The sequence below is a fragment of the Mesorhizobium sp. CO1-1-11 genome (assembly GCF_020164995.1).
GTDB lineage: Bacteria > Pseudomonadota > Alphaproteobacteria > Rhizobiales > Rhizobiaceae > Mesorhizobium > Mesorhizobium australicum.
This window is the reverse complement of sequence record NZ_JAIUHE010000011.1, coordinates 74,230-97,315: the sequence shown is the minus strand read 5'-3', so window position 1 is coordinate 97,315 and position 23,086 is coordinate 74,230. Positions and strand designations below refer to the sequence as shown.

Below are 23,086 nucleotides of genomic sequence, written 5' to 3'. Positions count from 1 at the left end.
GGCCTCATGGCTGAGGACAACACATCCGGCGGCGGGAGCCTTCCGGTTCCCGTCGAGATCGATATATCGGTTGAAGCGGGCGACTGGCCCGATGAAGCAAGCCTGACGCGGCTGGTCGATCGCGCGGTTGACGCCGCCTTTGCCGAGACCGGTGCGGCGGGTCATTCCGAACTCAGCATTGTTTTTTCCGACGACGCCCATGTCCGTACGTTGAATGCCGGCTGGCGCGGCAAGGACAAGCCCACCAACGTCTTGTCTTTCCCGGCTTTTCCGCCGGCAAAAGGCGGCCCGCTGCCGCCGATGCTCGGCGACATCGTGCTTGCCGCCGAGACGGTGGCGCGCGAGGCGGCACTGGAAGACAAGCCGCTGGAGAACCATATCTGCCATCTCGTCATCCATGGCCTGCTGCATCTCATGGGCCATGATCACGAGACCGACGCGGAGGCCGAGGAGATGGAAGCCATCGAGCGCGCCGCGCTGGCAAGGCTTGCCATTCCCGATCCCTACGCGTAACTAAAAACGACCAATTGACCGGACGACGATGAACGACAAACCAGAGACTGCCGCCCGCCCCGATGTCGGCAGTGCGATCAAGGCTTCCGATACGTCGGAAGAGGGATCAGGTCCGAGTACCGTCACCCCTGGTGTTGCCAACACTGGCAGCGCGGCCATCGAGCCGTCGCCTGCCGGCCCCTCCCTGTTCAACCGCGTGCTGGGCCTGTTCCGGCAACGCAACGGCACCAGCCTGCGCGAAGAGATCGCCGGCGCGCTCGCCGAGACGACGAGCGATGTCGAATCCTTCTCGCCTGGCGAGCGCGCCATGCTCAACAACATCCTGCGCCTGCGCGAGGTGCGCGTCGAGGACGTTATGGTGCCGCGCGCCGATATCGAGGCGGTCGAGATCGCCACGTCGCTCGGTGACTTGCTTGGCATGTTCGAACAATCCGGCCATTCCCGCATGCCGGTCTATTCCGAGACGCTCGACGACCCGCGCGGCATGGTCCATATCCGCGACGTGCTGGCCCATATCACCAAGCTGGCGCGCGTCAGGAAGGGCCGGGCAACCCGCAAAACGCCTGTCGCCACGGTTCTCGATCTTGCCCAGGTCGACCTCGCGCGCACCATCGGAGAGCTCAACCTGATCCGGCAGGTCCTGTTCGTGCCGCCGTCGATGCTTGCGTCCGACCTGATGGGCCGCATGCAGACGACGCGCACGCAGATGGCCCTAGTCATCGATGAATATGGCGGCACGGACGGCCTCGTCTCGCTCGAGGACATCGTCGAGATGGTGGTTGGCGACATCGAGGACGAGCACGACGACGACGAGCCGATGATCACCCAGACCGGCGACGGCGTGTTTATCGTCGACGGCAAGGCCGAGATCGACGAGGTCGCCAAGATGATCGGCGAGGATTTCGCCGCCGGTGAACATGGCGAGTATGTCGACACCATTGGCGGCATGATCTTCAACACGCTCGGCCGCGTGCCGGCGCGCGGCGAGGTGGTGCAGGCCATTCCCGGCTTCGAATTCCATGTGCTGGACGCCGATCCGCGCCGCGTCAAGCGCGTTCGCATCGTGCAGAGCCAGAAGGGCGAACGCCGCCGGCGGGCCACGGCGCGCACCGAACAGGCCTGAAAGCCTGCTGTCGCATGACGATCGAGGATCCGTTCAAGCACTCGGTCCTCGGCTCCGGTGTGTTTTACAAAGATCCACGCTCTGCCCTGGATTGGCTTGAAGCAGCCTTTGGCTTCGAGCGCAGCATGGTGGTCAGCAATGCCGAGGGAAAGCTGGTCCACGCCGAAATGCGGTTCGGCGATTGCTACCTCATTGTCGATTCTGAATGGGCCGATCATGTCGCGAGCCCCGCGTCGGTCCAGGGCAAGAACACGCAATCGGTCTATGTCAGGTTGAAAGACGGCCTGGATCCGCATTGCGAGCAGGCCCGCGCGGCCGGTGCTGCAATAATCCAGGAGCCGGCGGACCAGTTCTACGGCGAACGCCAGTATCGGGCGCGCGATCCCGAGGGCCATGTCTGGACGTTCACACAACCGATGGGTTCTGTTTCTCGTGAAGAGGCCGAGCGGTTGGGGGGCCTGCGCATCGAAGGCTGGCACCGGTAGAGAGCGGCCGGGTAATCACGCCGGCGTTTGGAGCGCGCGGCGCGGCCTGATAAATCTTAGCTCCTGATTCGCGCGACGGAAATACGCATGGAGCGCCTTGCCGGCCGGATAATTCTACTTTGGGGTTGGCGGCGTTCGCTTGTGGCGTTTTTCGCTGGGGCGCTGACGGTTCTGGGCCAGGCGCCTTACGATTTCTTTGCCGCCTGTTTCATTTCGTTTCCGCTGCTGGTCTGGCTGCTCGATGGCGCGACCGGCGAAGCCTCGGGCAGCCTGTTGCGGCGCCTGCGGCCGGCTTTCGCCGTCGGCTGGTGGTTCGGCTTCGGTTATTTCCTCGCCGGCCTTTGGTGGATCGGCTCGGCGCTGCTGGTCGAGGCCGACGACTTTGCCTGGGCGCTGCCGTTCGCGGTGGTCGGCATTCCCTTCTCGCTCGCATTTTTCTATGGCTTCGCAACGGTGGTCGCGCGGCTCCTGTGGAGCAGCGATATCGGCCGTATCGCTGCCCTTGCCTTCGGTTTTGCGCTGGCGGAGTGGCTGCGCGGCTTCCTGTTCACCGGTTTCCCCTGGAACGCCATCGGCTACGCGGCGATGCCGGTGCCGCTTTTGATGCAGAGCGTCTCGGTGACCGGCATGATCGGCATGAACGCGCTCGCGGTTTTCCTTTTCGCGCTGCCGGCGCTGCTGGCGGCGCGTCGGCATCTTCGGCTGGGCGCCGCGCTGTTTGTCGTGCTCGCCGCCGCCCATGTCGGCTTTGGCTATGTCAGGCTCAACGCCCCCGAAAAGCCGGCGACGCGCAGTCTCGATGTCCGCATCGTCCAGCCGGCCGTGGATCTGTCGGAAAAATGGGATGCCTCGGTGCGCGACCGCATCTTCGCCACCTTGCTGGGCCTCTCCGCAAAGGCACCGGACCCAGGTCACGAAAAACCGCAATTGATTCTCTGGCCGGAAACCTCGGTACCGTTCCTTTTCACGGAGCGCCCTGACGCCTTGACGGCGCTGGGCGACATGCTGGGCGACGGCCAGATGCTGATCGCCGGCGTCGTGCGTGAGGAGGGCGGCTCGGCGGCCAGCGCCGACAGCCGCTACTACAACTCCGTGGTGGCGATCAACGACAAGGGCGAGATCGCCGACGCCGTGGACAAGGTTCATCTGGTGCCGTTCGGCGAGTACCTGCCTTTCGCCGACCTGCTCGCTCGTTTCGGCATCGAACAGCTCGTCGCCGGGCCGCTGACGTTCACGGCCGGCAACGAGCGTCATGCCATCACGCTGCCGGGCGGCATTCGTGCCCTGCCATTTATCTGTTATGAGGTGATCTTTCCCGATCTGGTGGCGGTTGACGCTACGTCATCGCAGCTTATTGTGAACGTTACCAACGATGCATGGTTCGGCGACACGCCGGGACCGTATCAGCATTTCAGGCAGGCCCAGATTCGCGCGGTGGAGAATGGATTGCCCTTGTTGCGTGCTGCCAACAACGGCATCTCGGCCGTGGTCGACGCCCGTGGCCGCGTCGTCGACGCCCTTGCGATCGACGCGCGCGGAGCCATCGATGTGAAGGTGCCTGTTTCCGCACAGACGGTCATTTCGTCCAGCCAGCGGCGCATTAACGGAATGCTGATCATGTTGCTGTTTGCGCTTGTAGGGGGGCTGTTGAACGTAAGGCAAAAGCTACGGGTGAATTGACAGCTGGCACATTAGAAACTCATACTGTACCGCCTGAAAATTTCTCGAAGCTGGTGGATCGTTCTGTTGGGGCAGTCGCCTCCGGCTTTCTTTGGGCAGGAAAAAATCACAAAGCCGAAAAAATTCGGCGAGGAAAAAATGACAGAAGAAAACAAGAAGAAACCCAATCCCATCGATATTCACGTGGGAAGCCGGGTCCGGCTTCGCCGCAATATGCTCGGAATGAGCCAAGAAAAGCTGGGCGAGAATCTCGGCATCACGTTCCAACAAATCCAGAAATATGAAAAGGGCACCAATCGCGTCGGTGCCAGCCGCCTGCAGGCGATTGCCTCCATACTCGGCGTGCCTGTCGCCTTCTTTTTCGAGGATGCGCCAGGCCAGGAATTGACCGCCAACCGCGGCTTTGCCGAGGATAGTTCGATGGCTTTCGCTGTCGAGTTCTGCGGCAGTCCCGAAGGACTTCAGCTCAACCGGGCCTTTGTCAAGATCGCCGACGTCAAGGTGCGCCGCAGGATCATTGACCTGGTGAAATCGCTCGCCGAGGACGATCCCGACTGATCCGCAATGCGCTTTGCACCGGCGGCATGCGCCGCCGGTGGCACAAGATATCGCCTCCGACATTCGGGCCAGAGCCGCGGCAGCGCTTGACGAGCAGCGCTTTGCCCCGCTAACACGTGGCGCGCCAAAATCGGCAGCCTGCCGATCGTTTTTCAAGAGGGGACACCCGTGACGCGGCAGAACTACTTCTTTACCTCGGAATCCGTGGCCGAGGGCCATCCCGACAAAGTCTGTGACCGCATCTCCGACGAAATCGTCGATCTGGTCTATCGTGAAGCCAAGAAGACCGGCATGGACCCATGGAAAGTCCGTGTCGCCTGCGAGACGCTCGCGACCACCAACCGAGTCGTCATCGCCGGTGAAGTGCGCGTTCCCGAGACGTTGTTGAAGAAGGACAAGGCCGGCAACATCCTCAAGGATGCCGCGGGCCACCCCGTCGTCAACCCGGCGAAGTTCAAATCCGTCGCCCGCAAGGCGATCCGTGAGATCGGCTACGAGCAGGCCGGCTTTCACTGGAAGACGGCCAAGATCGAGGTCCTGCTGCATGGCCAGTCGCCTGATATCGGCCAGGGCGTCGACAATGCCGCCGACCGTCAGGGCGAGGAAGGTGCCGGCGACCAGGGCATCATGTTCGGCTATGCCTGCCGCGAGACGCCGGACCTGATGCCGGCGCCGATCTATTACAGCCACAAGATTCTGGAACTGCTGGCAGCGGCCCGCCACGAAAACAACGGCGAGGCCGGCAAGCTCGGGCCGGACGCGAAAAGCCAGGTCACCGTCCGCTATGTCGACGGCAAGGCCGCCGAGGCGACGCAGATCGTCCTGTCGACCCAGCATCTGGATTCAAGCTGGGATTCCAAGAAGGTCCGCAAGGTGGTGGAACCTTATATCCGCGAGGCATTGGGCGACCTCAAGATCGCTGACGATTGCATGTGGTACATCAACCCGACCGGCAAGTTCGTCATCGGCGGTCCGGATGGTGATGCCGGCCTGACCGGCCGCAAGATCATCGTCGACACCTATGGTGGCGCAGCCCCCCATGGCGGCGGCGCCTTTTCCGGCAAGGATACCACCAAGGTCGACCGGTCGGCTGCCTATGCGGCGCGCTACCTGGCCAAGAATATCGTGGCGGCGAAGCTCGCCGATCGCTGCACCATCCAGCTTTCCTACGCCATCGGTGTCGCCCAGCCGCTATCGGTCTATGTCGACCTGCACGGCACCGGCAAGGTCGACGAGGCAAAGCTCGAGGACGCGCTGCGCAGCGTGATGGACCTGTCGCCGTCAGGCATCCGCCGTCATCTCGACCTCAACAAGCCGATCTACGCCAAGACGTCGTCTTACGGCCATTTCGGCCGCAAGGCTGGCCGTGACGGGTCTTTCTCCTGGGAAAGGACCGATCTGGCCAAGGCGCTCAAGGATGCTGTCGCGGCCTGAGGGCGGCGGCAGGACTGGCGCCAGTCGATGAGTGATGCGGACAGGCCAAGCCGCATGACCGAAGCCTTCTTCGGTCGCCGGCGCGGCAAGCCCGTGCGCCCGCAGCAGGCCGCGGCGCTGGAAAGCGGGCTTGGCAAATACCGGCTCGATCTGACGGCCGAGGCACCGCCAGACCTGCGCGTCCTGTTTGCAGCAGAGGTTTCGGCGGTTCGGCTCGAGATCGGCTTTGGCGGCGGTGAACATCTCCTGCATCGCGCCATCGAGGCGCCCGCGACAGGCTTCATAGGCGTCGAGCCCTTCGTCAACGGCATGGCCAAGATGATGATGGCGGTGCGGGCAGCGCCGCTGGCCAATCTCAGGGTCTACGACGACGACGCCACCCAGTTGCTTGACTGGTTGCCGCCGGCCTCGCTCGACGGCATCGATCTTCTCTATCCCGATCCCTGGCCAAAGAAAAAACACTGGAAGCGGCGTTTCGTCAGTCCGGTCAATCTCGATCGTTTCGCACGCGTCCTGAAACCCGGCTCGAAATTCCGCTTTGCGTCCGACATCGACACTTATGTGAACTGGACCTTGCTGCATTGCCGGGCGCATGGCGCTTTCGCATGGCAGGCTGCGGAAGCGGCGGACTGGCATCGCTCCTATGAGGGCTGGCCCGGCACGCGCTATGAGGCAAAGGCCATTCGCGAGGGGCGCCGGCCGGCCTATCTGACTTTCGTCAGGACCTAGGTCCGCCCAACCGGCAACCTGCCGGGAGGACGGGGTCGAATGCCTGTTGGAGTCAGAAACGACCGATCCTGTTGAATACGGCCGGATCCATGCCGAGATTGCGCAGGTCGTCGGCTCTGGGCTTGCGCCCGGCTTCCACGGCGCGAGACGCGGCAACGGCGCTGCCGAATGTGGTGAACAGATCGCCCAAGGCGGAGGATATCCTGCGGTTGCTCATGGTCTTGTCCTTTCGCGCGCCAGCGCGCCAATTCAATTCGTTTGATGGCTAATAAATAAGAGCGCGCCGCCGGCTCTCACAGGCGGATTGCCGCATGGCGGCCATGCGCCTGGAACAACCCTGAACCCACATGCTTTCGTCCGGCCGGGACTGCGGACTTGAAACACGAACCGTGTTCGTTTATATCAGCCTCAAATTCTTGGTCGGTATGACGAAGAGTGGGTCCACCCGGTCCCGCTCTTTTTTATTACCTGCCGATAGGTTCGAGACCAACGATAGGCAACGATGACTGGAACGGCAAACGAAGGTGACGATCGCATCATCCGCGAAAGCGGCATCGATGCGCGCATTGCGCTGATCGTCCAGCCGGTGCTGCGCGGCATCGGCTTTCGCCTCGTGCGCGTGCATCTGTCCGGCCAGAACGGGCTGACGCTGCAGATCATGGCCGAGCGTGAGGACGGCACCATGACCGTCGAGGATTGCGAAGAGGTCAGCCGCGCGGTGTCGCCGGCGCTCGACGTCGATGATCCGATCGAAAAGGCGTATCATCTCGAGGTTTCATCGCCCGGCATCGACCGGCCCTTGGTGCGCAAATCGGATTTCGTGACCTGGACCGGTCATTTGGTGAAGATGGAAACATCGGTGGTCGTCGCCGACCGCAAGCGCTTCAAGGGCAAGATCGCCGAGGCCGGTGAGAACGACGTGCTGATCGAGCGCGACAAGGCGGCCTATGGCGAGGAGCCGACGGTGCGCGTGCCTTACGATGCCATTGCCGATGTCAGGCTGATCCTGACCGACGACCTCATTCGCGAAGCGTTGTCCAAGGACAACAGGGAGCGCAAGGAAGCCAAGAGACGCCGCGGTGAACCGGACGACGATGTGTCCGAGGGTACGGAACCGGACGCCACGGAAGAACACGAACAGGAAATTTGATTGAGCTGCCGGGCGCAAAGGTCCGGCGAACAGGCTCGGGAGAAAGAACATGGTTGTAAGCGCCAACAGACTTGAACTGCTGCAGATTGCCGACGCGGTCGCGCGTGAGAAGTCGATCGACAAGTCGATCGTCATCGCCGCCATGGCCGATGCGATCCAGAAGGCGGCGCGTTCGCGTTATGGCCAGGAGACCAACATTCGCGCCGACATCAACCCGAACACCGGCGAGATGAAGCTGCAGCGGCTGATGGAAGTGGTCGAGAAGGTCGACGATTACGCCACCCAGATCGCCATTTCCTCGGCGCGTGAGCGCAATCCCGACGCCCAGCTTGGCGATTTCATCGCCGAACTGCTGCCGCCGATGGACTTCGGCCGCATCGCCGCCCAGTCTGCCAAGCAGGTCATCGTGCAGAAGGTGCGCGAGGCCGAGCGCGACCGTCAATACGACGAATACAAGGACCGTATCGGCGAGATCGTCAACGGCACCGTCAAGCGCGTCGAGTATGGCAACGTCATCGTCGATCTCGGCCGTGGCGAGGCGATCATCCGCCGCGACGAGCTGATCCCGCGCGAAAACTACAAATATGGCGATCGCGTGCGTGCCTATGTCTACGACGTGCGGCGCGAGCAGCGCGGCCCGCAGATATTCCTGTCGCGCACCCATCCGCAGTTCATGGCCAAACTCTTCACCATGGAAGTGCCGGAGATCTATGACGGCATCATCGAGATCAAGTCGGTCGCCCGCGACCCGGGCTCGCGCGCCAAGATCGCCGTCATTTCGCGTGACAGCTCGATCGATCCGGTCGGCGCCTGCGTCGGTATGCGCGGCAGCCGCGTCCAGGCCGTCGTCGGCGAATTGCAGGGCGAGAAGATCGACATAATTCCGTGGTCGCCTTCGGCGGCCTCCTTCATCGTCAATGCGCTGCAGCCGGCGGAAGTCGCCAAGGTCGTGCTCGACGAGGATGCGGAGCGTATCGAAGTGGTGGTTCCCGACGATCAGCTGTCGCTGGCCATCGGCCGCCGCGGCCAGAACGTGCGCCTTGCCTCGCAGCTCACCGGCTGGGACATCGACATCCTGACCGAGGCCGAGGAATCCGAGCGCCGCCAGAAGGAATTCGTCGAGCGCTCGGCGCTGTTCATGGAAGCCCTCGATGTCGACGAGATGGTCGGCCAGGTGCTGGCCTCGGAAGGCTTCACCAGCGTCGAGGAAGTCGCCTATGTCGATGCCGGCGAGATCGCCTCGATCGACGGCTTCGATGAGGATACAGCCTCGGAAATCCAGACCCGCGCCCGCGAATATCTAGAGAAGATCGAGGCCGAGCACGACGAGAAGCGCAAGGCGCTGGGCGTTTCGGATGATCTGCGCGAACTCCCCGGCGTCACCACCGCCATGATGGTGACGCTCGGCGAGGATGGCGTGAAGACGATCGAGGATTTCGCCGGCTATGCCGCCGACGACCTCACCGGCTGGAAGGAACGCAAGGACGGCGAGACCAAGGTCTATCCCGGCGTGCTGGCCAATCACGGCGTTTCGCGCGCCGATGCCGAGCAGATGGTTCTGGCCGCTCGCCTCAAGGCCGGCTGGATCACCGAAGACGAGCTTGCGGCCGAAGAAGAAACGGCCGACGAAGCCGTTGGTGCGTGAGGTGAAACCGCATCGCACACAACCCGCCCTTGGAAGAGATGAACGATCGCACCTGCATCGTCACCCGCAAACAGGCCGAACCGGATGAACTGATCCGGTTCGTCGTCGGCCCGGATTCGGCCGTCGTTCCCGATCTCAAGAGAAATCTGCCCGGCCGTGGTTGCTGGGTGAGTGCGGACCGCCTACATATCGAGAAGGCGGCGGCCAAGAACCTTTTTGCCCGCGCCTTCAAGGCACAGGTGGTCGTGCCGCCCGATCTCGGCGGCATGGTCGACGGGCTGCTTTCCAGATACGCTCTCGGTATGCTGGGTCTTGCCCGCAAGGCAGGCTCGATTTCGCTAGGCGCCACCAAGGTCGAGAGCGCGGTGCGCGGCGGACTGGCGCTTTTCGTGCTCCACGCGACCGAAGCGTCCGAGGATGGCGTGCGCAAGATCAGCCAGGCGCGGCGGGCGACCGTCCATATCGGCGGCCCCTCCATCCTTGCCTACAAACTTTTCTCCGAGGCCGAGTTGAGCTTGGCATTGGGGGGTACAAATGTGATACATGCTGCCGTCCTCGCGGGAGACGCGGGTAAGGCGGTCCAGAAGCGCATGGTTGCGCTCGACCGATATCGGGGCGGTACCCCGGACGATCTTGCAATGCTTGCGGCCGTTGCTGACGAAGATGATGCCGCAGAGGATATGGAATGAGCGATACGAAATCGGGCGACGACAAGACGTTGAGTGTTACACCGAAGAAGACCTTGACGCTGAAGCGCCCCGGCATGGAACAGGGCACCGTGCGCCAGAACTTCTCGCACGGCCGTACCAAGTCGGTCGTGGTCGAGACCAAGAAGCGCAAGTTCTCGCTGCCCGGCGACAAGCCGGAGCCGGCCGCGGCTCCGCCTGCGCCCGTCTTCACGCCGAAGCCGGCGGTCGTGGCGGCGCCTGTCGTCCAGGAAGCGCCCAAGGCGCCACCTCCGCCGCCGGCTCCGGTCGAGCGCAGCGGCATGGTGCTGAACGAATTGTCGCGCAGCGAGATGGAAGCGCGCCGCAGGGCGCTCGAGGGCTCGAAGGTCCGCGAGGTCGAAGACCGTCAGCGGGCCGCCGAGGACGCCAAGCGCCGCGCCGAGGACGAAGAGCGCCGCAAGCGCGAACGCGAGGACTCCGCGCGCCGCCAGGCCGAGGAAGAGGCACGGTTGCAGACCGAGGCCGAATCGCGCCGCCGCGCCGAGGAAGAGGCGCGCCGCCGCGCACCGCAAGCCGCCGAGTTGGCGACCGCCGACGAGGAGGAAGAGGTCAAGCCGAAGCGGGCGACCGCCGGCGCGCCGGTGCGCCGCCTGGTCACGCCCGAAGTGGCGCGCCCGGCAAAGCCCAACAAGAGCGAGGAAGACCGCCGCCGTGGCAAGCTGACACTGAACTCCGCGCTGTCCGACGAGGATGCCCGGGCTCGTTCGCTGTCGTCGATGCGTCGCCGCCAGGAAAAATTCAAGCGCGCGATGCACAACGAGCCGCGCGAGAAGGTCATGCGCGAAGTGATCCTGCCCGAGACCATCACCATCCAGGAACTGGCGCAGCGCATGTCGGAGCGTGCTGTCGACCTGGTCAAGTATTTCATGAAGCAGGGCCAGATCCTGAAGCCAGGCGACGTCATCGACGCCGACACGGCCGAACTGGTCGCCACCGAATTCGGTCATACGGTCCGCCGCGTCGCCGAGTCCGACATCGAGGAAGGCCTGTTCAACATCGCCGACAATGCCGAGGACCTGGTGTCGCGTCCGCCGGTCGTGACCATCATGGGCCACGTCGACCACGGCAAGACCTCGCTGCTCGATGCGATCCGCAACGCCAATGTCGTTTCCGGCGAGGCCGGCGGCATCACCCAGCATATCGGCGCCTATCAGGTCGAGAAGAACGGTCAGAAGATCACCTTCATCGACACGCCCGGCCACGCCGCCTTTACGGCGATGCGCGCCCGTGGCGCCCAGGCCACCGACATTGCCATCCTGGTGGTCGCGGCCGACGACAGTGTCATGCCGCAGACGATCGAATCGATCAGCCATGCCAAGGCGGCCGGCGTTCCGATCATCGTGGCGATCAACAAGATCGACAAGCATGACGCCGATCCGCAGAAGGTGCGTTCCGAACTGTTGCGCCATGAGGTCTTCGTCGAATCGATGGGCGGTGAAGTGCTGGACGTCGAAGTGTCGGCGACCAAGGGCACCAATCTCGACAAGTTGCTCGAGGCGATCCTGCTGCAGGCAGAAATCCTCGACCTCAAGGCCAATCCCGACCGTACCGCCGAGGGCGTCGTCATCGAGGCGCAGCTCGACAAGGGCCGTGGTCCCGTCGCCACCGTTCTGGTGCAGACCGGCACCCTGATGCCGGGCGACATCCTCGTCGCCGGCAATGAATGGGGCCGCGTGCGCGCTCTGGTCAACGATCGCGGCGAGCAGATCAAGGAAGCACCGCCGGCGATGCCGGTCGAGGTGCTCGGCCTTCAGGGAACGCCGCAGGCCGGCGACCGCTTCGCCGTGGTCAACAACGAGGCCCGTGCCCGCGAGATCACCGAATATCGCCAGCGTCTGGCGCGCGAGAAGGCGGTGGCCAGGCATGCCGGCCAGCGCGGCTCGCTCGAACAGATGATGTCGCAGTTGCAGACGAGCGGGCTGAAGGAATTCCCGCTGGTCATCAAGGGCGACGTGCAGGGTTCGATCGAGGCGATCAATGCCGCGCTCGACAAGCTTGGGACCGACGAGGTTCGTGCGCGCATCGTTCATTCCGGCGCCGGCGCCATCACCGAAAGCGACGTCTCGCTGGCGGAAACGTCTGGCGCGGCGATCATCGGCTTCAACGTTCGCGCCAATGTGCAGGCACGTGCCGCGGCCGCGGCCGCGGGCATCGAGATCCGCTATTATTCGATCATCTACAACCTCGTGGATGACGTGAAGGCGGCTCTGTCGGGCCTGCTCTCGCCGGAGCGTCGCGAGACCTTCATCGGCAATGCCGAGATCCTCGAGATCTTCGACATCACCAAGGTCGGCAAGATCGCCGGCTGCCGTGTCACCGAAGGCAAGGTCGAGCGTGGTGCGGGCGTACGCTTGATCCGCGACAACGTCGTCATCCACGAAGGCACGCTGAAGACCCTGAAGCGCTTCAAGGACGAAGTTTCGGAAGTCCCGGGCGGCCAGGAGTGCGGCATGGCCTTCCAGAACTACGAGGACATGCGCGTCGGCGACGTCATCGAGTGCTTCCGCGTCGAGATGGTGACCCGCACACTCTGAGGTCGAGTGACTTGTCGATATCGGGCGGTGGTCGAAAGACCGCCGCCCCAAGCCTGTTGACCACAAGCCTGTTGAGAATAATCATTTGAGACATGCGGCACGGTCCCATCCCGCGCCTCACGCTTCAGGATCGAGAAAAATGCCCCGTTCCACCACATCAAGCCCATCCCAGCGCATGTTGCGCGTCGGTGAACAGGTGCGCCATGCGCTCTCGGAAACCCTGCAGCGCGGGGACATCATCGACCCGTTGATTGAAAATACCGTCGTTTCGGTGTCGGAAGTGCGGATGTCGCCGGATCTCAAGATCGCCACAGCCTTCGTTTCTCCGCTCGGCGCAAAGGATACCGACGCCGTGATCGAAGCGCTGAACAAGCATGCCAAGTTCGTGCGCGGCCGCGTCTCCGGCGCGCTCCGGCAGATGAAGTACATGCCGGAGTTCCGTTTCCGGCTGGATACGTCCTTCGACAATTTCGCCAGGATCAACGACTTGCTGAAGTCGCCCGAAGTGGCACGCGACCTCGATAGCGACGACAACAAGGAAGAAGAATAATGGGGCGTCGCGGCAAGAAGAAGGGCCGGCCGGTCTCCGGCTGGGTGGTGCTGGACAAGCCGGTCGGTATGGGCTCGACCGAGGCCGTCTCCAAGATCAAATGGCTGTTCCAGGCCGAAAAGGCCGGCCATGCCGGCACGCTCGACCCTCTTGCCTCCGGCATGCTGCCGATCGCGCTCGGCGAGGCCACCAAGACCGTGCCCTACGTGCAGGACGGCGCCAAGATTTACCGTTTCACCGTTGCCTGGGGACAGGAGCGGTCGACCGATGACCTCGAAGGTCCGGTGACGAAAGAGGCCGATCAGCGTCCATCGGAAGCCGATGTCCGGGTGTTGCTGCCGAAATACACCGGCGTCATTATGCAGACGCCACCGCAATTTTCCGCGATCAAGATTGCGGGTGAACGCGCCTACGACCTCGCCCGCGAAGGCGAGACGGTCGACATACCGCCGCGCGAGATCGAGATCGGCCGGCTCGACATTGTCGAGCACAAGCCGGACCAGACGATTTTCGAGGTCGAATGCGGCAAGGGCACTTATGTGCGTTCGCTGGCCCGCGACATGGGCCGCGACCTCGGCTGCTTCGGCCATATCAGCGAACTGCGCCGGGTCGAGGTCGAGCCGTTTACGCCAGAGGACTTCGTCACCATCGCCGAACTCGAGGCCGCGCGCTTCGGCGCGCAAGGTGACGATAAACCGGATCCGGAGGCAGATGCCGCGGACGCAGTGGAGATGCCTATCGATTTCGGCGCCATCGACGGGCTTCTCGTCGACACCTCGGCGGCGCTCGACTGCCTGCCGCAGATCGCGATCAGCGACGATGCCGCGACCAAGATCCGCCTCGGCAATCCGGTCATCGTTCGTGGCCGTGACGCGCCGGTGGAGGCGGAAGAAGCCTGTGCGACGGCCCGCGGCAAGCTCGTCGCCATCGGCGCTATCGAGCAAGGCATGTTCAAGCCCAAGCGGGTCTTTGCCGGGTGATCGGTCTGATCGCCATGGCGGTATAGGACAAGCAGGTTCGACGGGTGGTGGCATGGCAAAGGCCGAGGTGGTGAAAAAACGGGCGCCGGTGAAGACGAGACGGCCTCCGGTTGGCGCCTCGCCCGGCACGCTGATCGCCGATCCGGCGGCGCGGCGCTCCGAACTGCGGCTGACCTTGATCTCGCCGCAGAAGTTCAAGACCGTCGAGAACGCCAGCATCGACGATGTCGAGGCCAGTTGCCGGAAATGGCCCGTCATCTGGCTCGACTGCACCGGCCTTGCCAACATCCAATTGATCGAGGAGATCGGCCGCATCTTCAGCCTGCATCCGCTGGCGCTGGAGGACGTCGTCAACACCGGCCAGCGGCCGAAAGTCGACTTCTTCGAGGATCACGCCTTCGTCGTCATGCGCATGATCGACGATGTCACGTCGCATCGCTACGAGCAGATCGCTCTCTTCCTCGGCGAGAACTTCGTCGTCACCTTCCAGGAGCGCGAAGGCGATCCGTTCGATCCGGTGCGCAAGCGCATCGAGAGTTCGGCCCCCAACCGGTTGCGCACGCGCGGCGCCGACTATCTCGCCTATGCGCTGATCGACGCCATCGTCGACAGCTATTTTCCGCCGATCGAGGCTGCCGGTGACCTGGTCGACAGCATTGAGGACCAGATGCTGCATTCGACGCACAAGCACCAGATGCGGCAGCTGCACGAATTGCGGCGCGATGCCAATGTCCTGAAAGGCGTGCTGTGGCCCATGCGCGATGCGCTGGCAACGCTGATCCGCAACGACGTGGCCTATGTCACAGCCGAGACCAAGGTCTTCCTCAACGACACGCTTGACCATTCGCTCAGGCTGATCGAGCTGGTCGAGACCCAGCGCGACATGCTGACCGGCCTGATCGAAATGCATCTGTCGCTGAGCCAGGCCCGCACCAACGACGTCATCTCCTATCTCACCATCGTTTCGGTCATCTTCATGCCGCTCACCTTCCTGGTCGGCATCTGGGGCATGAACTTCGACCCTGCCAGCTCGCCTTGGGATATGCCGGAGCTGAAGGCGTACTACGGCTATCCCCTGTCTCTGCTGTTCATGGCTGCCGTCGCTGTCGGGCTGATTGCATTCTTCAAATGGAAGAAATGGCTTTGATCGGGTTTAAATCTGTCATTTGAGCCTCAAAAGCCGGCTTGTGAATTGGGCTGGTGTTTTTCAGGGAATTGCACTATATGCGCCGCAGCATAGCGCCTTGACGCTTTGCATGCACGGCCCCTGCTGGACGACATCCCGGCTGTGGGCGACCCGTTTCCTCAAACAGATAAGGAAAAACACGATGTCGATTACTGCCGAGCGCAAACAGGAATTGATGGGTGAATTCGCAACCGCCAAGGGCGATACCGGGTCTCCGGAAGTCCAGGTGGCCATCCTTTCCGAGCGCATCAAGAACCTGACCGACCATTTCAAGGACCACAAGAAGGATAACCATTCCCGCCGTGGTCTGCTCGCTCTCGTGTCCCAGCGCCGCAGCCTGCTTGATTATCTCAAGCGCAAGGACGACTCGCGCTATCAGACACTGATCGAGAAGCTCGGTCTGCGCCGTTGACGAATTGACCGGCGGGCTTTCTTCGGAGAGCCCGCCGGTCGCGCATTCTGCCAGTCGCACAGGCTGGCCAGACCCGGTTTCGAGCGTGCAAAGGGCCGTTCGAAACCGCCCATGGACGGTCATGGGGCAGGATTGCAGGACGCTCGCGCGCGCTTGTCGCGCCTAAATCACCCGAGCTTCCCGTTGTCTTGCCCGTGGCTGCCCGAGAAAGGAAGCCAGGCAAAGGGCATCCGCGCACCGTGAAACGGCGCGGCCCTTTCCGCTTATTAAGGACAAGACATGTTCAATCACCACAAAGTGGAAATCGAATGGGGCGGTCGTCCGCTCATCCTGGAGACCGGCAAGATCGCGCGCCAGGCCGACGGCGCGGTGCTCGCCACCTACGGCGAGACCAAGGTTCTCGCCACCGTCGTTTCGATGAAGGAGCCCAAGCCCGGTCTCGACTTCTTTCCGCTGACCGTCAATTACCAGGAAAAGACGTATGCCGCCGGCAAGATCCCGGGCGGCTATTTCAAGCGCGAAGGCCGTCCGAGCGAGAAGGAAACGCTGGTTTCCCGCCTCATCGACCGCCCGATCCGCCCGCTCTTCGCCGCCGGCTACAAGAACGACACGCAGATCGTCGTCACCGTCGTCCAGCACGATCTCGAAAATGACCCGGACATCCTGTCGATCGTCGCCACCTCGGCGGCCCTGACCCTGTCGGGCGTTCCCTTCATGGGCCCGATCGGCGGCGCGCGCGTCGGCTACATCAATGGCGAATATGTGCTGAACCCGCATGTCGACGAGATGCAGGAATCCAAGCTCGACCTCATCGTTGCCGGCACCACTGATGCCGTGCTGATGGTCGAGTCGGAAGCCAAGGAACTCGGCGAAGAGCTGATGCTCGGCGCTGTCATGTTCGGCCACAAGGGCTTCCAGCCGGTCATCGACGCCATCATCAAGCTGGCGGAAGTTGCCGCCAAGGAGCCGCGCGACTTCACCGCGCCGGATTATTCCGCGCTTGAGGCCGAGATGCTGAAGATCGTCGGCGACGAGCTCAGCAATGCCTACAAGAACGTCGACAAGCAGAAGCGCTACGCCGCCGTCGACGCCGTCAAGGCGAAGGTCAAGGCCGCGTTTGCCCCGGCTGAAGGCGAGGACGCAAAGTACACCTCCGAACAGATCGGCTCGGTATTCAAGGAATTGCAGGCGAAGGTCGTTCGCTGGAACATCCTCGACACCGGGGCGCGCATCGACGGTCGCGATTTGAGCACGGTTCGCAAGATCGTCTCCGAAGTCGGCGTCCTGCCGCGCACCCATGGTTCGGCGCTGTTCACCCGCGGCGAGACCCAGGCGCTCGTGGTTGCCACGCTCGGCACCGGCGAGGATGAGCAGTACGTCGATTCCCTGACCGGCATGTACAAGGAGAAATTCCTCCTTCACTACAACTTCCCTCCCTACTCCGTCGGTGAGACCGGCCGCATGGGTTCGCCGGGCCGCCGCGAAATCGGCCATGGCAAGCTCGCCTGGCGCGCCATCCGTCCGATGCTGCCCTCCGCCGACCAGTTCCCCTACACGCTGCGCGTCGTCTCGGAGATCACCGAGTCCAACGGCTCGTCCTCGATGGCTACCGTCTGCGGCACCTCGCTGGCGCTGATGGATGCCGGCGTGCCGCTGGCCAAGCCGGTGGCCGGTATCGCCATGGGCCTGATCAAGGAAGGCGAGCGCTTCGCCGTGCTCTCCGACATCTTGGGCGACGAGGATCACCTCGGCGACATGGACTTCAAGGTTGCCGGCACCGAAGGCGGCATCACCTCGCTGCAGATGGACATCAAGATCGACGGCATCACCGAGGAGATCATGAAGATCGCCCTTGGCCAGGCCAAGGACGGTCGCCTGCATATCCTCGGCGAGATGTCCCATGCCCTGACCGGCGCCCGCCCTGAACTCGGCGAGTTCGCGCCGCGCATCGAGGTCATGCACATCCCGACCGACAAGATCCGCGACGTCATCGGTTCGGGCGGCAAGGTCATCCGCGAGATCGTCGAGAAGACCGGCGCCAAGATCAACATCGAGGACGACGGCACGGTCAAGATCGCTTCGTCGAACGCCAAGGAGATCGAGGCGGCGAAGAAGTGGATCCACACCATCGTCGCCGAGCCGGAGGTCGGCGAGATCTACGAAGGCACGGTCGTCAAGACCGCCGACTTCGGCGCCTTCGTCAACTTCTTCGGTCCGCGTGACGGCCTCGTCCACATCTCGCAGCTTGCCAACGACCGGGTCGCCAAGACCTCGGACGTCGTCAAGGAAGGCGACAAGGTCTGGGTCAAGCTGATGGGCTTCGACGAGCGCGGCAAGGTCCGCCTGTCGATGAAGGTCGTCGACCAGGCCACCGGCAAGGAAATCGCCCGCGACAAGAAGACCGAAGGCGAAGAAAACGCCGCCTGAGGCCTCTGACGGAAAAATCGAAGCGGGCGCGGCTTATGTCGCGCCCGCTTTTGTTTATGGAGCACGGCCATGTCCGCTGAAGCGTTGAAGACGCTTTTTCATCCATTTGAGGCCGAGGCTCTTTCCCCGCCGGGCAGGGACGAGCGCATTCTCTTCCTTGGCGCCGAACCCGGCCTGCGCTTGCCACAGGGTTTCGAGGCTACGCTGCATCTCGTACAGGGCTTTCGGCCGTATTTTCGCGCGTTGCAGGCAGCTGGCTTCACGGTCACGCCGCGATCGGCTGGTGAGGATTTCGATGCAGTGCTTGTGCTCGCCGGCCGCCATCGCGGCGAGAACGAATTGCGCATCGCCGAGGCTCTCGAGCGGGTGGCGGAGGGCGGATTGATCGTCATTGCAGGTGGCAAGGAGGATGGCATCGCAAGCCTGCGCAAGCGCGTCGGCGATCTTGTTCTGCTTGATAGCCACATGCCAAAATATCACGGTATTGCCTTCTGGCTGCGTCGTCCGGTTGATGTGCAAGCCGCCGCCGCGCTTCGCGCCGCCAATCCCGCCTTGCTTGTTGAGGACCGGTTCCGCACCGCACCCGGCATGTTCTCCTTCGACCGCGTCGATGCCGGTTCGAAACTGCTGGTCGACAATCTGCCCGGTGATTTGCGTGGCACCGCGGCCGATTTCTGCGCCGGCTGGGGCTATGTGGCGGCCGAGATGGCTGCCCGCTGTCCGGGCTTGTCGGCCCTCGATCTTTACGAAGCCGATTTCGATGCGCTGGAGGCCGCCAGGGGCAACCTTGCCAACACCGTGGCGCAGGGCTTCTTCTGGACGGATCTGCTGGCCGAGCCTGTCGAGCGCCGCTACGACGTCATCGCAATGAACCCACCCTTCCACCGCAGCCGTGCGGCCGAGCCCGAGATCGGCGTCGGCATGATCCGCGCCGCGGCCAAGGCCTTGAAGCCCGGTGGGCGCCTGTTCATGGTCGCCAACCGCCAGCTTCCCTACGAGCCGGTGCTGTCGGCCGCCTTTGCCAGCCACGCCGAGCTTGCCCGCGACGGCATGTTCAAGGTGTTTGTCGCACGGCGCTGATGCGATGCATTTGATGCGTGTCGCCCGGAAGTGTCATCGGTTCGGGGACATGCCATCCATAAATCGGAAGCTTACAGCAGGTCGGGCGAATCCTATTGCCGCGACATGTTGTAGGTCAGTGTAGATTGGCGACGCGCCGGACTTCGTCGGTGGCGTGCCTGTCACCAGCGCTGAATTTGAGCGGCGCCGGCCGGCCGAACAGATAGCCCTGCACCACTTCGCAACCAGCTGCCCGCAGCAGTGTCGCTTGGTTCTCGGTCTCGACGCCCTCGGCAATGATGCTGACGCCAAGCGCCCGTGAAAGCCCGACAATGGTCGATACGACCGCGCCGGAGCTCGCATCGGTATCGATGCGGCTGACGAAGGAGCGGTCGATCTTCAGCTTGCCGAATGAGAAGTCGATCAGATAGCTGAGGTTGGAATAGCCGGTGCCGAAATCATCGACAGCGACCGAGATCCCCATCTCGGCGAGTTCTTTCAGGATGGCGGCCGCGCGGTCGCGGTCCTGCATCATCGCCGTCTCGGTGACTTCCAGTTCCAGCCGTGACGGCTTGATGCCGGTGCTCCGCATCGTGTCGCGCACAAGGCCGACGAAATCCTTGGTCATGAACTGGACCGGCGAGATGTTGACGGCGACGAAACAGTCGTCCGGCAGATGGCGGGCATCGCTGCAGGCCTTGCGCAGCACCCATTCGCCGATCGGATTGATCATGCCGGTCTCCTCGGCGATCTGGATAAACTCCATCGGAGGGATCATGCCGCGTTCGGGATGCTGCCACCGGATCAACGCCTCGTAGCCGACGATGCGGCCTGTCGGAAGGTCGAGCTGCGGCTGATAATGCAGGTCGAAATCGCCGCGCTCGAACGCATTGTGCAGTTCGGACTCGACCCATTGGCGATGGTCGGCCACCCGCCCCATATCGCTGTTGAAGACCGACCAGTTGCCAACCCCGCTGGCGCGCGCATTCTGCAGCGCCAGGTTGGAACGGCGCAGGATGAGGACCGGATCGATCCCATCCTTGGGCATCGCCACGATGCCCACCGACAGGCTCACCGATTGCTGGTGGGTGCTGAGTTCATACGGCTCCATCATCTCGTCGATGAGCCTCTCGACCATGCTTTCCAGGGTCCCCTGGATCTGGTGATCGGGAAGCAGCACCGCGAACTCGCCGGCCCCGATCCGCCCGATCAGTGCGCGCTCCGGCACGCAGTCGTGCAGCCGCTTGGTGAAGGCGCGGATCAGTTCGTCACCGTGAGTGTAGCCGATTGCATCGTTGATCTGCTTGAACCGGTCGATGTCGATGTCGATCAGGAACATCGGTTCCCCGGTGCGGCTAGTCGCGCATGCCGCCTCGGCGATCTTGCCGACCATCGCCGGGCGGGCCAGCAGCCCGGTCAGCTTGTCGAAATGGGTTTCGTTGAAGACGAAATCCGCCGATTCATCGACACCAGCAAAGAAGGACATCGCCGCCACCGATGCGGCCAGCGCACAAAGCGCGGCCATGATCGACACCATCATATCAGCCGAAATGCCGGCAAATCCGTCGCCGAGACCGTGCTTCAGCCCCCAGATTCCGAGGACGAAACTGCCAATGCCCGAACTTGCTATCGTGAGCAGTCGGAACACGGGTGTTCGCTTCGGGTTGATGGCGGCAGGCATGAAAAGGTCCCCAGATGGGAAGCTTTATAGCGGAAACCTTCTTAAAATGAGTTTCCGCGAATGAATCCAATTTTACTGGAGAGGATTATTTTCTTTACTGGCAAAAGACCCGCGTGACCGGGGCCGCCGTCAGTCGCGGCCGCCATCCGTCTGCTTCAATTCGTCGAGGGTCGGCATCGACACGATATGGTAGCCGGAATCGACATAGTGGATTTCGCCTGTGACGCCGGAAGCAAGGTCGGACAGGAGATACAGCGCGGAGCCGCCGACCTCGTCGATCGTCACCGTCCGGCGCAGCGGCGAGTTCCGCTGCTGGTAGGAGAACATGTGGCGGGCGTCCGAAATGCCGGCGCCGGCCAGTGTACGCACCGGACCGGCCGAGATGCCGTTGACCCGGATGCCGCGCGGACCGTAGTCGTTGGCGAGGTAGCGCACGCTGGCCTCCAGGCCAGCCTTGGCGACGCCCATGACATTATAGTTCGGCATGACGCGGACCGAGCCGGCATAGGTCAGCGTGATCATCGAGCCGCCGGCGGTCATCAGGAGCGCGGCATTGCGCGCCACCTCGGTGAAGGAATAGCAGGAGATCACCATGGTGCGGACGAAATTGTCCCGGCTGGTATCGGCATAGAGGCCCTTCAACTCGTTCTTGTCGGAAAAGCCGATGGCATGGACGACGAAGTCCAGTCCGCCCCACGCCTTGCCAAGCGTCTCGAACGTGGCGGCGACCGAAGCGCTGTCCTCGACGTCGCAGGGAACGACCAGCGAAGCGCCGAGCTTGTCGGCGAGCGGCTTGACCCGGCGGCCAAAAGCCTCGCCCTGGTAGGTGAAGGCCAGTTCCGCCCCCTGTTCGGACAATTTCCTGGCAATGCCCCAGGCGATCGAATGATCGTTGGCAACACCCATGACAAGCCCGCGCTTGCCCTTCATCAATCCGTCCATGGCCGGCAATCCTTATATGAAAAACTTGGCCTTATGCGGAGTAGCGCTGGAAAACGAGCGTCGCGTTGGTGCCGCCGAAACCGAAGGAGTTCGACAGAACGGTGTCGATCCCTGCGTTGTCGATGCGCTTACGTACGATCGGCATGCCCTCGAATTCCGGATCGAGCGTCTCGATATGGGCGCTTTCGCCGATGAAGCCGCCTTGCATCATCAGGATCGAATAGATGGATTCCTGCACGCCCGCCGCGCCCAGAGAATGGCCGGTCAGCGACTTCGTCGACGTGATGAACGGCATCTTCTCGCCGAACACTTCACGGATCGCGCCCATTTCCTTGGAATCGCCGACCGGCGTCGAGGTGCCGTGCGTGTTGATGTAGTCGACCGGCGTGGAAACCGTCGCCAGCGCCTGGCGCATGCAGCGGACCGCGCCTTCGCCCGAGGGCGCAACCATGTCGAAACCGTCCGAAGTGGCGCCGTAGCCGACGATCTCCGCGTAGATCTTGGCGCCGCGCGCCTTGGCGTGCTCCAGCTCTTCCAGCACCAGTACGCCGGCGCCGCCGGCTATGACGAAGCCGTCGCGATTGGCGTCATAGGCGCGCGATGCGGTCGGGGCCCTGTTGTTGAACTTCGACGACATGGCGCCCATGGCGTCGAACAAGTCCGACATCGTCCAGTCAAGATCCTCGTGGCCGCCGGCAAAGACCATGTCCTGCTTGCCCCACTGGATCAGCTCGTAGCCATTGCCGATGCAATGCGCCGAGGTCGAGCAGGCCGAGGAGATCGAATAGTTGACGCCATGGATCTTGAACCATGTGGCCAAGGTTGCCGAGGCCGTCGACGACATCGCCTTCGGCACCGCGAAGGGACCGATGCGCTTGGGGCTGCCGTTCTTGAGCGTGGTTTCGGCCGCCTCGACGATGGTGCGCGTGGAGGGGCCGCCCGAACCCATGACGATGCCGGTGCGCTCGTTGGTGATGTCGCTCTCGTCGAGGCCGGCATCCGCGATCGCCTGGTCCATGGCGACGTGATTCCACGCCGCGCCCTGGCTCAGGAATCGCATCGCGCGGCGGTCGATCATCGCCGAAGGATCGAGCGTCGGCGCGCCCCAGACCTGGCACCGGAAGCCATGTTCGGCAAAGGAATCGGAAAAGCTGATGCCGGATCTGGCGTCATGCAGCGAGGTCTGCACCTCGTTGGCATTGTTGCCGATCGACGACACGATGCCGAGGCCTGTGACTACGACACGTCTCATTCGCAACTCCTTCCAGGG

General features: G+C 63.0%; 21 protein-coding genes. 17 read left to right on the top strand and 4 right to left on the bottom strand.

Annotated elements, in window-relative coordinates; genetic code table 11:
- The first annotated feature begins 6 nt into the window (after positions 1-6).
- The 7 genes from ybeY (at position 7) to trmB (ending at position 6,522) form a co-directional block, all read left to right on the top strand.
- Positions 7-513 carry an rRNA maturation RNase YbeY gene (gene ybeY, locus LB554_RS14775; protein WP_224585236.1) on the top strand — a complete coding sequence of 169 codons (507 nt, stop codon included), beginning with the start codon at positions 7-9 and terminating at the stop codon, positions 511-513.
- 28 nt (positions 514-541) lie between these two features.
- Positions 542-1,636, top strand: coding sequence for a hemolysin family protein (locus tag LB554_RS14770; RefSeq protein WP_140722958.1), 1,095 nt, complete (start codon positions 542-544; stop codon positions 1,634-1,636).
- Positions 1,637-1,650: 14 nt separating this feature from the next.
- On the top strand, positions 1,651-2,121 hold the full coding sequence (locus tag LB554_RS14765; protein ID WP_140614781.1) for a VOC family protein: 471 nt from the start codon (positions 1,651-1,653) through the stop codon (positions 2,119-2,121).
- Between the two features lie 87 nt (positions 2,122-2,208).
- The gene (gene lnt, locus LB554_RS14760) at positions 2,209-3,801 is read left to right on the top strand and encodes an apolipoprotein N-acyltransferase (protein ID WP_224585234.1); all 1,593 of its coding nucleotides are present in this window, start codon (positions 2,209-2,211) and stop codon (positions 3,799-3,801) included.
- A 138-nt stretch (positions 3,802-3,939) separates the two neighbouring features.
- A complete protein-coding gene (locus LB554_RS14755; RefSeq protein WP_015314013.1) occupies positions 3,940-4,359 on the top strand; it encodes a helix-turn-helix domain-containing protein in 420 nt (139 codons plus the stop codon).
- A 168-nt stretch (positions 4,360-4,527) separates the two neighbouring features.
- A complete protein-coding gene (gene metK / locus LB554_RS14750) occupies positions 4,528-5,793 on the top strand; it encodes a methionine adenosyltransferase (RefSeq protein ID WP_224585232.1) in 1,266 nt (421 codons plus the stop codon).
- A 27-nt stretch (positions 5,794-5,820) separates the two neighbouring features.
- The gene (gene trmB, locus LB554_RS14745) at positions 5,821-6,522 is read left to right on the top strand and encodes a tRNA (guanine(46)-N(7))-methyltransferase TrmB (protein WP_041163235.1); all 702 of its coding nucleotides are present in this window, start codon (positions 5,821-5,823) and stop codon (positions 6,520-6,522) included.
- Positions 6,523-6,574: 52 nt separating this feature from the next.
- Here the strand turns inward: trmB and LB554_RS14740 are convergent, their stop codons facing one another.
- Entirely contained in the window at positions 6,575-6,739 is a 165-nt protein-coding gene (locus LB554_RS14740) for a hypothetical protein (RefSeq protein WP_140614779.1), read from the bottom strand.
- A 285-nt stretch (positions 6,740-7,024) separates the two neighbouring features.
- Between LB554_RS14740 and rimP the strand changes: the two genes are divergently transcribed.
- The 10 genes from rimP (at position 7,025) to LB554_RS14690 (ending at position 19,214) form a co-directional block, all read left to right on the top strand.
- A complete protein-coding gene (gene rimP / locus LB554_RS14735) occupies positions 7,025-7,672 on the top strand; it encodes a ribosome maturation factor RimP (RefSeq protein WP_140614778.1) in 648 nt (215 codons plus the stop codon).
- Positions 7,673-7,721: 49 nt separating this feature from the next.
- Complete coding sequence (nusA, locus tag LB554_RS14730; protein ID WP_015314008.1) at positions 7,722-9,317, top strand: transcription termination factor NusA; 1,596 nt, start codon at positions 7,722-7,724, stop codon at positions 9,315-9,317.
- 38 nt (positions 9,318-9,355) lie between these two features.
- Complete coding sequence (locus LB554_RS14725; protein ID WP_140614777.1) at positions 9,356-10,006, top strand: RNA-binding protein; 651 nt, start codon at positions 9,356-9,358, stop codon at positions 10,004-10,006.
- Complete coding sequence (gene infB, locus LB554_RS14720; protein ID WP_224585229.1) at positions 10,003-12,579, top strand: translation initiation factor IF-2; 2,577 nt, start codon at positions 10,003-10,005, stop codon at positions 12,577-12,579. Before LB554_RS14725 ends, infB begins: the two co-directional genes overlap by 4 nt.
- 139 nt (positions 12,580-12,718) lie before the next feature.
- Positions 12,719-13,129, top strand: a complete 411-nt coding sequence (rbfA, locus tag LB554_RS14715; protein WP_015314005.1) for a 30S ribosome-binding factor RbfA — start codon at positions 12,719-12,721, stop codon at positions 13,127-13,129.
- Complete coding sequence (gene truB, locus LB554_RS14710; RefSeq protein ID WP_140614776.1) at positions 13,129-14,109, top strand: tRNA pseudouridine(55) synthase TruB; 981 nt, start codon at positions 13,129-13,131, stop codon at positions 14,107-14,109. The genes rbfA and truB overlap by 1 nt, the downstream gene beginning before the upstream one ends.
- Positions 14,110-14,161: 52 nt before the next feature.
- On the top strand, positions 14,162-15,256 hold the full coding sequence (gene corA, locus LB554_RS14705) for a magnesium/cobalt transporter CorA (RefSeq protein ID WP_224585227.1): 1,095 nt from the start codon (positions 14,162-14,164) through the stop codon (positions 15,254-15,256).
- 181 nt (positions 15,257-15,437) lie between these two features.
- Complete coding sequence (gene rpsO / locus LB554_RS14700; protein ID WP_015314002.1) at positions 15,438-15,707, top strand: 30S ribosomal protein S15; 270 nt, start codon at positions 15,438-15,440, stop codon at positions 15,705-15,707.
- A 279-nt stretch (positions 15,708-15,986) separates the two neighbouring features.
- On the top strand, positions 15,987-18,134 hold the full coding sequence (gene pnp, locus LB554_RS14695) for a polyribonucleotide nucleotidyltransferase (RefSeq protein WP_015314001.1): 2,148 nt from the start codon (positions 15,987-15,989) through the stop codon (positions 18,132-18,134).
- Between the two features lie 69 nt (positions 18,135-18,203).
- Positions 18,204-19,214 carry a class I SAM-dependent methyltransferase gene (locus LB554_RS14690; protein ID WP_140722943.1) on the top strand — a complete coding sequence of 337 codons (1,011 nt, stop codon included), beginning with the start codon at positions 18,204-18,206 and terminating at the stop codon, positions 19,212-19,214.
- A 115-nt stretch (positions 19,215-19,329) separates the two neighbouring features.
- On the opposite strand, the gene LB554_RS14685 is transcribed toward LB554_RS14690, so the two are convergent.
- The 3 genes from LB554_RS14685 to fabB all read right to left on the bottom strand — a co-directional run bounded on the left by LB554_RS14685 (position 19,330) and on the right by fabB (position 23,068).
- A complete protein-coding gene (locus tag LB554_RS14685; RefSeq protein WP_224585225.1) occupies positions 19,330-20,874 on the bottom strand; it encodes a putative bifunctional diguanylate cyclase/phosphodiesterase in 1,545 nt (514 codons plus the stop codon).
- A 129-nt stretch (positions 20,875-21,003) separates the two neighbouring features.
- Complete coding sequence (gene fabI / locus LB554_RS14680; RefSeq protein ID WP_224585223.1) at positions 21,004-21,816, bottom strand: enoyl-ACP reductase FabI; 813 nt, start codon at positions 21,814-21,816, stop codon at positions 21,004-21,006.
- Between the two features lie 31 nt (positions 21,817-21,847).
- Complete coding sequence (fabB, locus tag LB554_RS14675) at positions 21,848-23,068, bottom strand: beta-ketoacyl-ACP synthase I (RefSeq protein ID WP_224585221.1); 1,221 nt, start codon at positions 23,066-23,068, stop codon at positions 21,848-21,850.
- Positions 23,069-23,086 lie beyond the last annotated feature (18 nt).

Excerpts from the sequence above, each read along its gene's own strand:
- ybeY (WP_224585236.1), top strand. The coding sequence starts at position 7 with ATGGCTGAGGACAACACATCCGGCGGCGGGAGCCTTCCGGTTCCCGTC.
- LB554_RS14770 (WP_140722958.1), top strand. The coding sequence starts at position 542 with ATGAACGACAAACCAGAGACTGCCGCCCGCCCCGATGTCGGCAGTGCG.
- LB554_RS14765 (WP_140614781.1), top strand. The coding sequence starts at position 1,651 with ATGACGATCGAGGATCCGTTCAAGCACTCGGTCCTCGGCTCCGGTGTG.
- lnt (WP_224585234.1), top strand. The coding sequence starts at position 2,209 with ATGGAGCGCCTTGCCGGCCGGATAATTCTACTTTGGGGTTGGCGGCGT.
- LB554_RS14755 (WP_015314013.1), top strand. The coding sequence starts at position 3,940 with ATGACAGAAGAAAACAAGAAGAAACCCAATCCCATCGATATTCACGTG.
- trmB (WP_041163235.1), top strand. The coding sequence starts at position 5,821 with ATGAGTGATGCGGACAGGCCAAGCCGCATGACCGAAGCCTTCTTCGGT.
- LB554_RS14740 (WP_140614779.1), bottom strand. The coding sequence starts at position 6,739 with ATGAGCAACCGCAGGATATCCTCCGCCTTGGGCGATCTGTTCACCACA.
- rimP (WP_140614778.1), top strand. The coding sequence starts at position 7,025 with ATGACTGGAACGGCAAACGAAGGTGACGATCGCATCATCCGCGAAAGC.
- nusA (WP_015314008.1), top strand. The coding sequence starts at position 7,722 with ATGGTTGTAAGCGCCAACAGACTTGAACTGCTGCAGATTGCCGACGCG.
- LB554_RS14725 (WP_140614777.1), top strand. The coding sequence starts at position 9,356 with ATGAACGATCGCACCTGCATCGTCACCCGCAAACAGGCCGAACCGGAT.
- infB (WP_224585229.1), top strand. The coding sequence starts at position 10,003 with ATGAGCGATACGAAATCGGGCGACGACAAGACGTTGAGTGTTACACCG.
- rbfA (WP_015314005.1), top strand. The coding sequence starts at position 12,719 with ATGCCCCGTTCCACCACATCAAGCCCATCCCAGCGCATGTTGCGCGTC.
- truB (WP_140614776.1), top strand. The coding sequence starts at position 13,129 with ATGGGGCGTCGCGGCAAGAAGAAGGGCCGGCCGGTCTCCGGCTGGGTG.
- corA (WP_224585227.1), top strand. The coding sequence starts at position 14,162 with ATGGCAAAGGCCGAGGTGGTGAAAAAACGGGCGCCGGTGAAGACGAGA.
- rpsO (WP_015314002.1), top strand. The coding sequence starts at position 15,438 with ATGTCGATTACTGCCGAGCGCAAACAGGAATTGATGGGTGAATTCGCA.
- pnp (WP_015314001.1), top strand. The coding sequence starts at position 15,987 with ATGTTCAATCACCACAAAGTGGAAATCGAATGGGGCGGTCGTCCGCTC.
- LB554_RS14690 (WP_140722943.1), top strand. The coding sequence starts at position 18,204 with ATGTCCGCTGAAGCGTTGAAGACGCTTTTTCATCCATTTGAGGCCGAG.
- LB554_RS14685 (WP_224585225.1), bottom strand. The coding sequence starts at position 20,874 with ATGCCTGCCGCCATCAACCCGAAGCGAACACCCGTGTTCCGACTGCTC.
- fabI (WP_224585223.1), bottom strand. The coding sequence starts at position 21,816 with ATGGACGGATTGATGAAGGGCAAGCGCGGGCTTGTCATGGGTGTTGCC.
- fabB (WP_224585221.1), bottom strand. The coding sequence starts at position 23,068 with ATGAGACGTGTCGTAGTCACAGGCCTCGGCATCGTGTCGTCGATCGGC.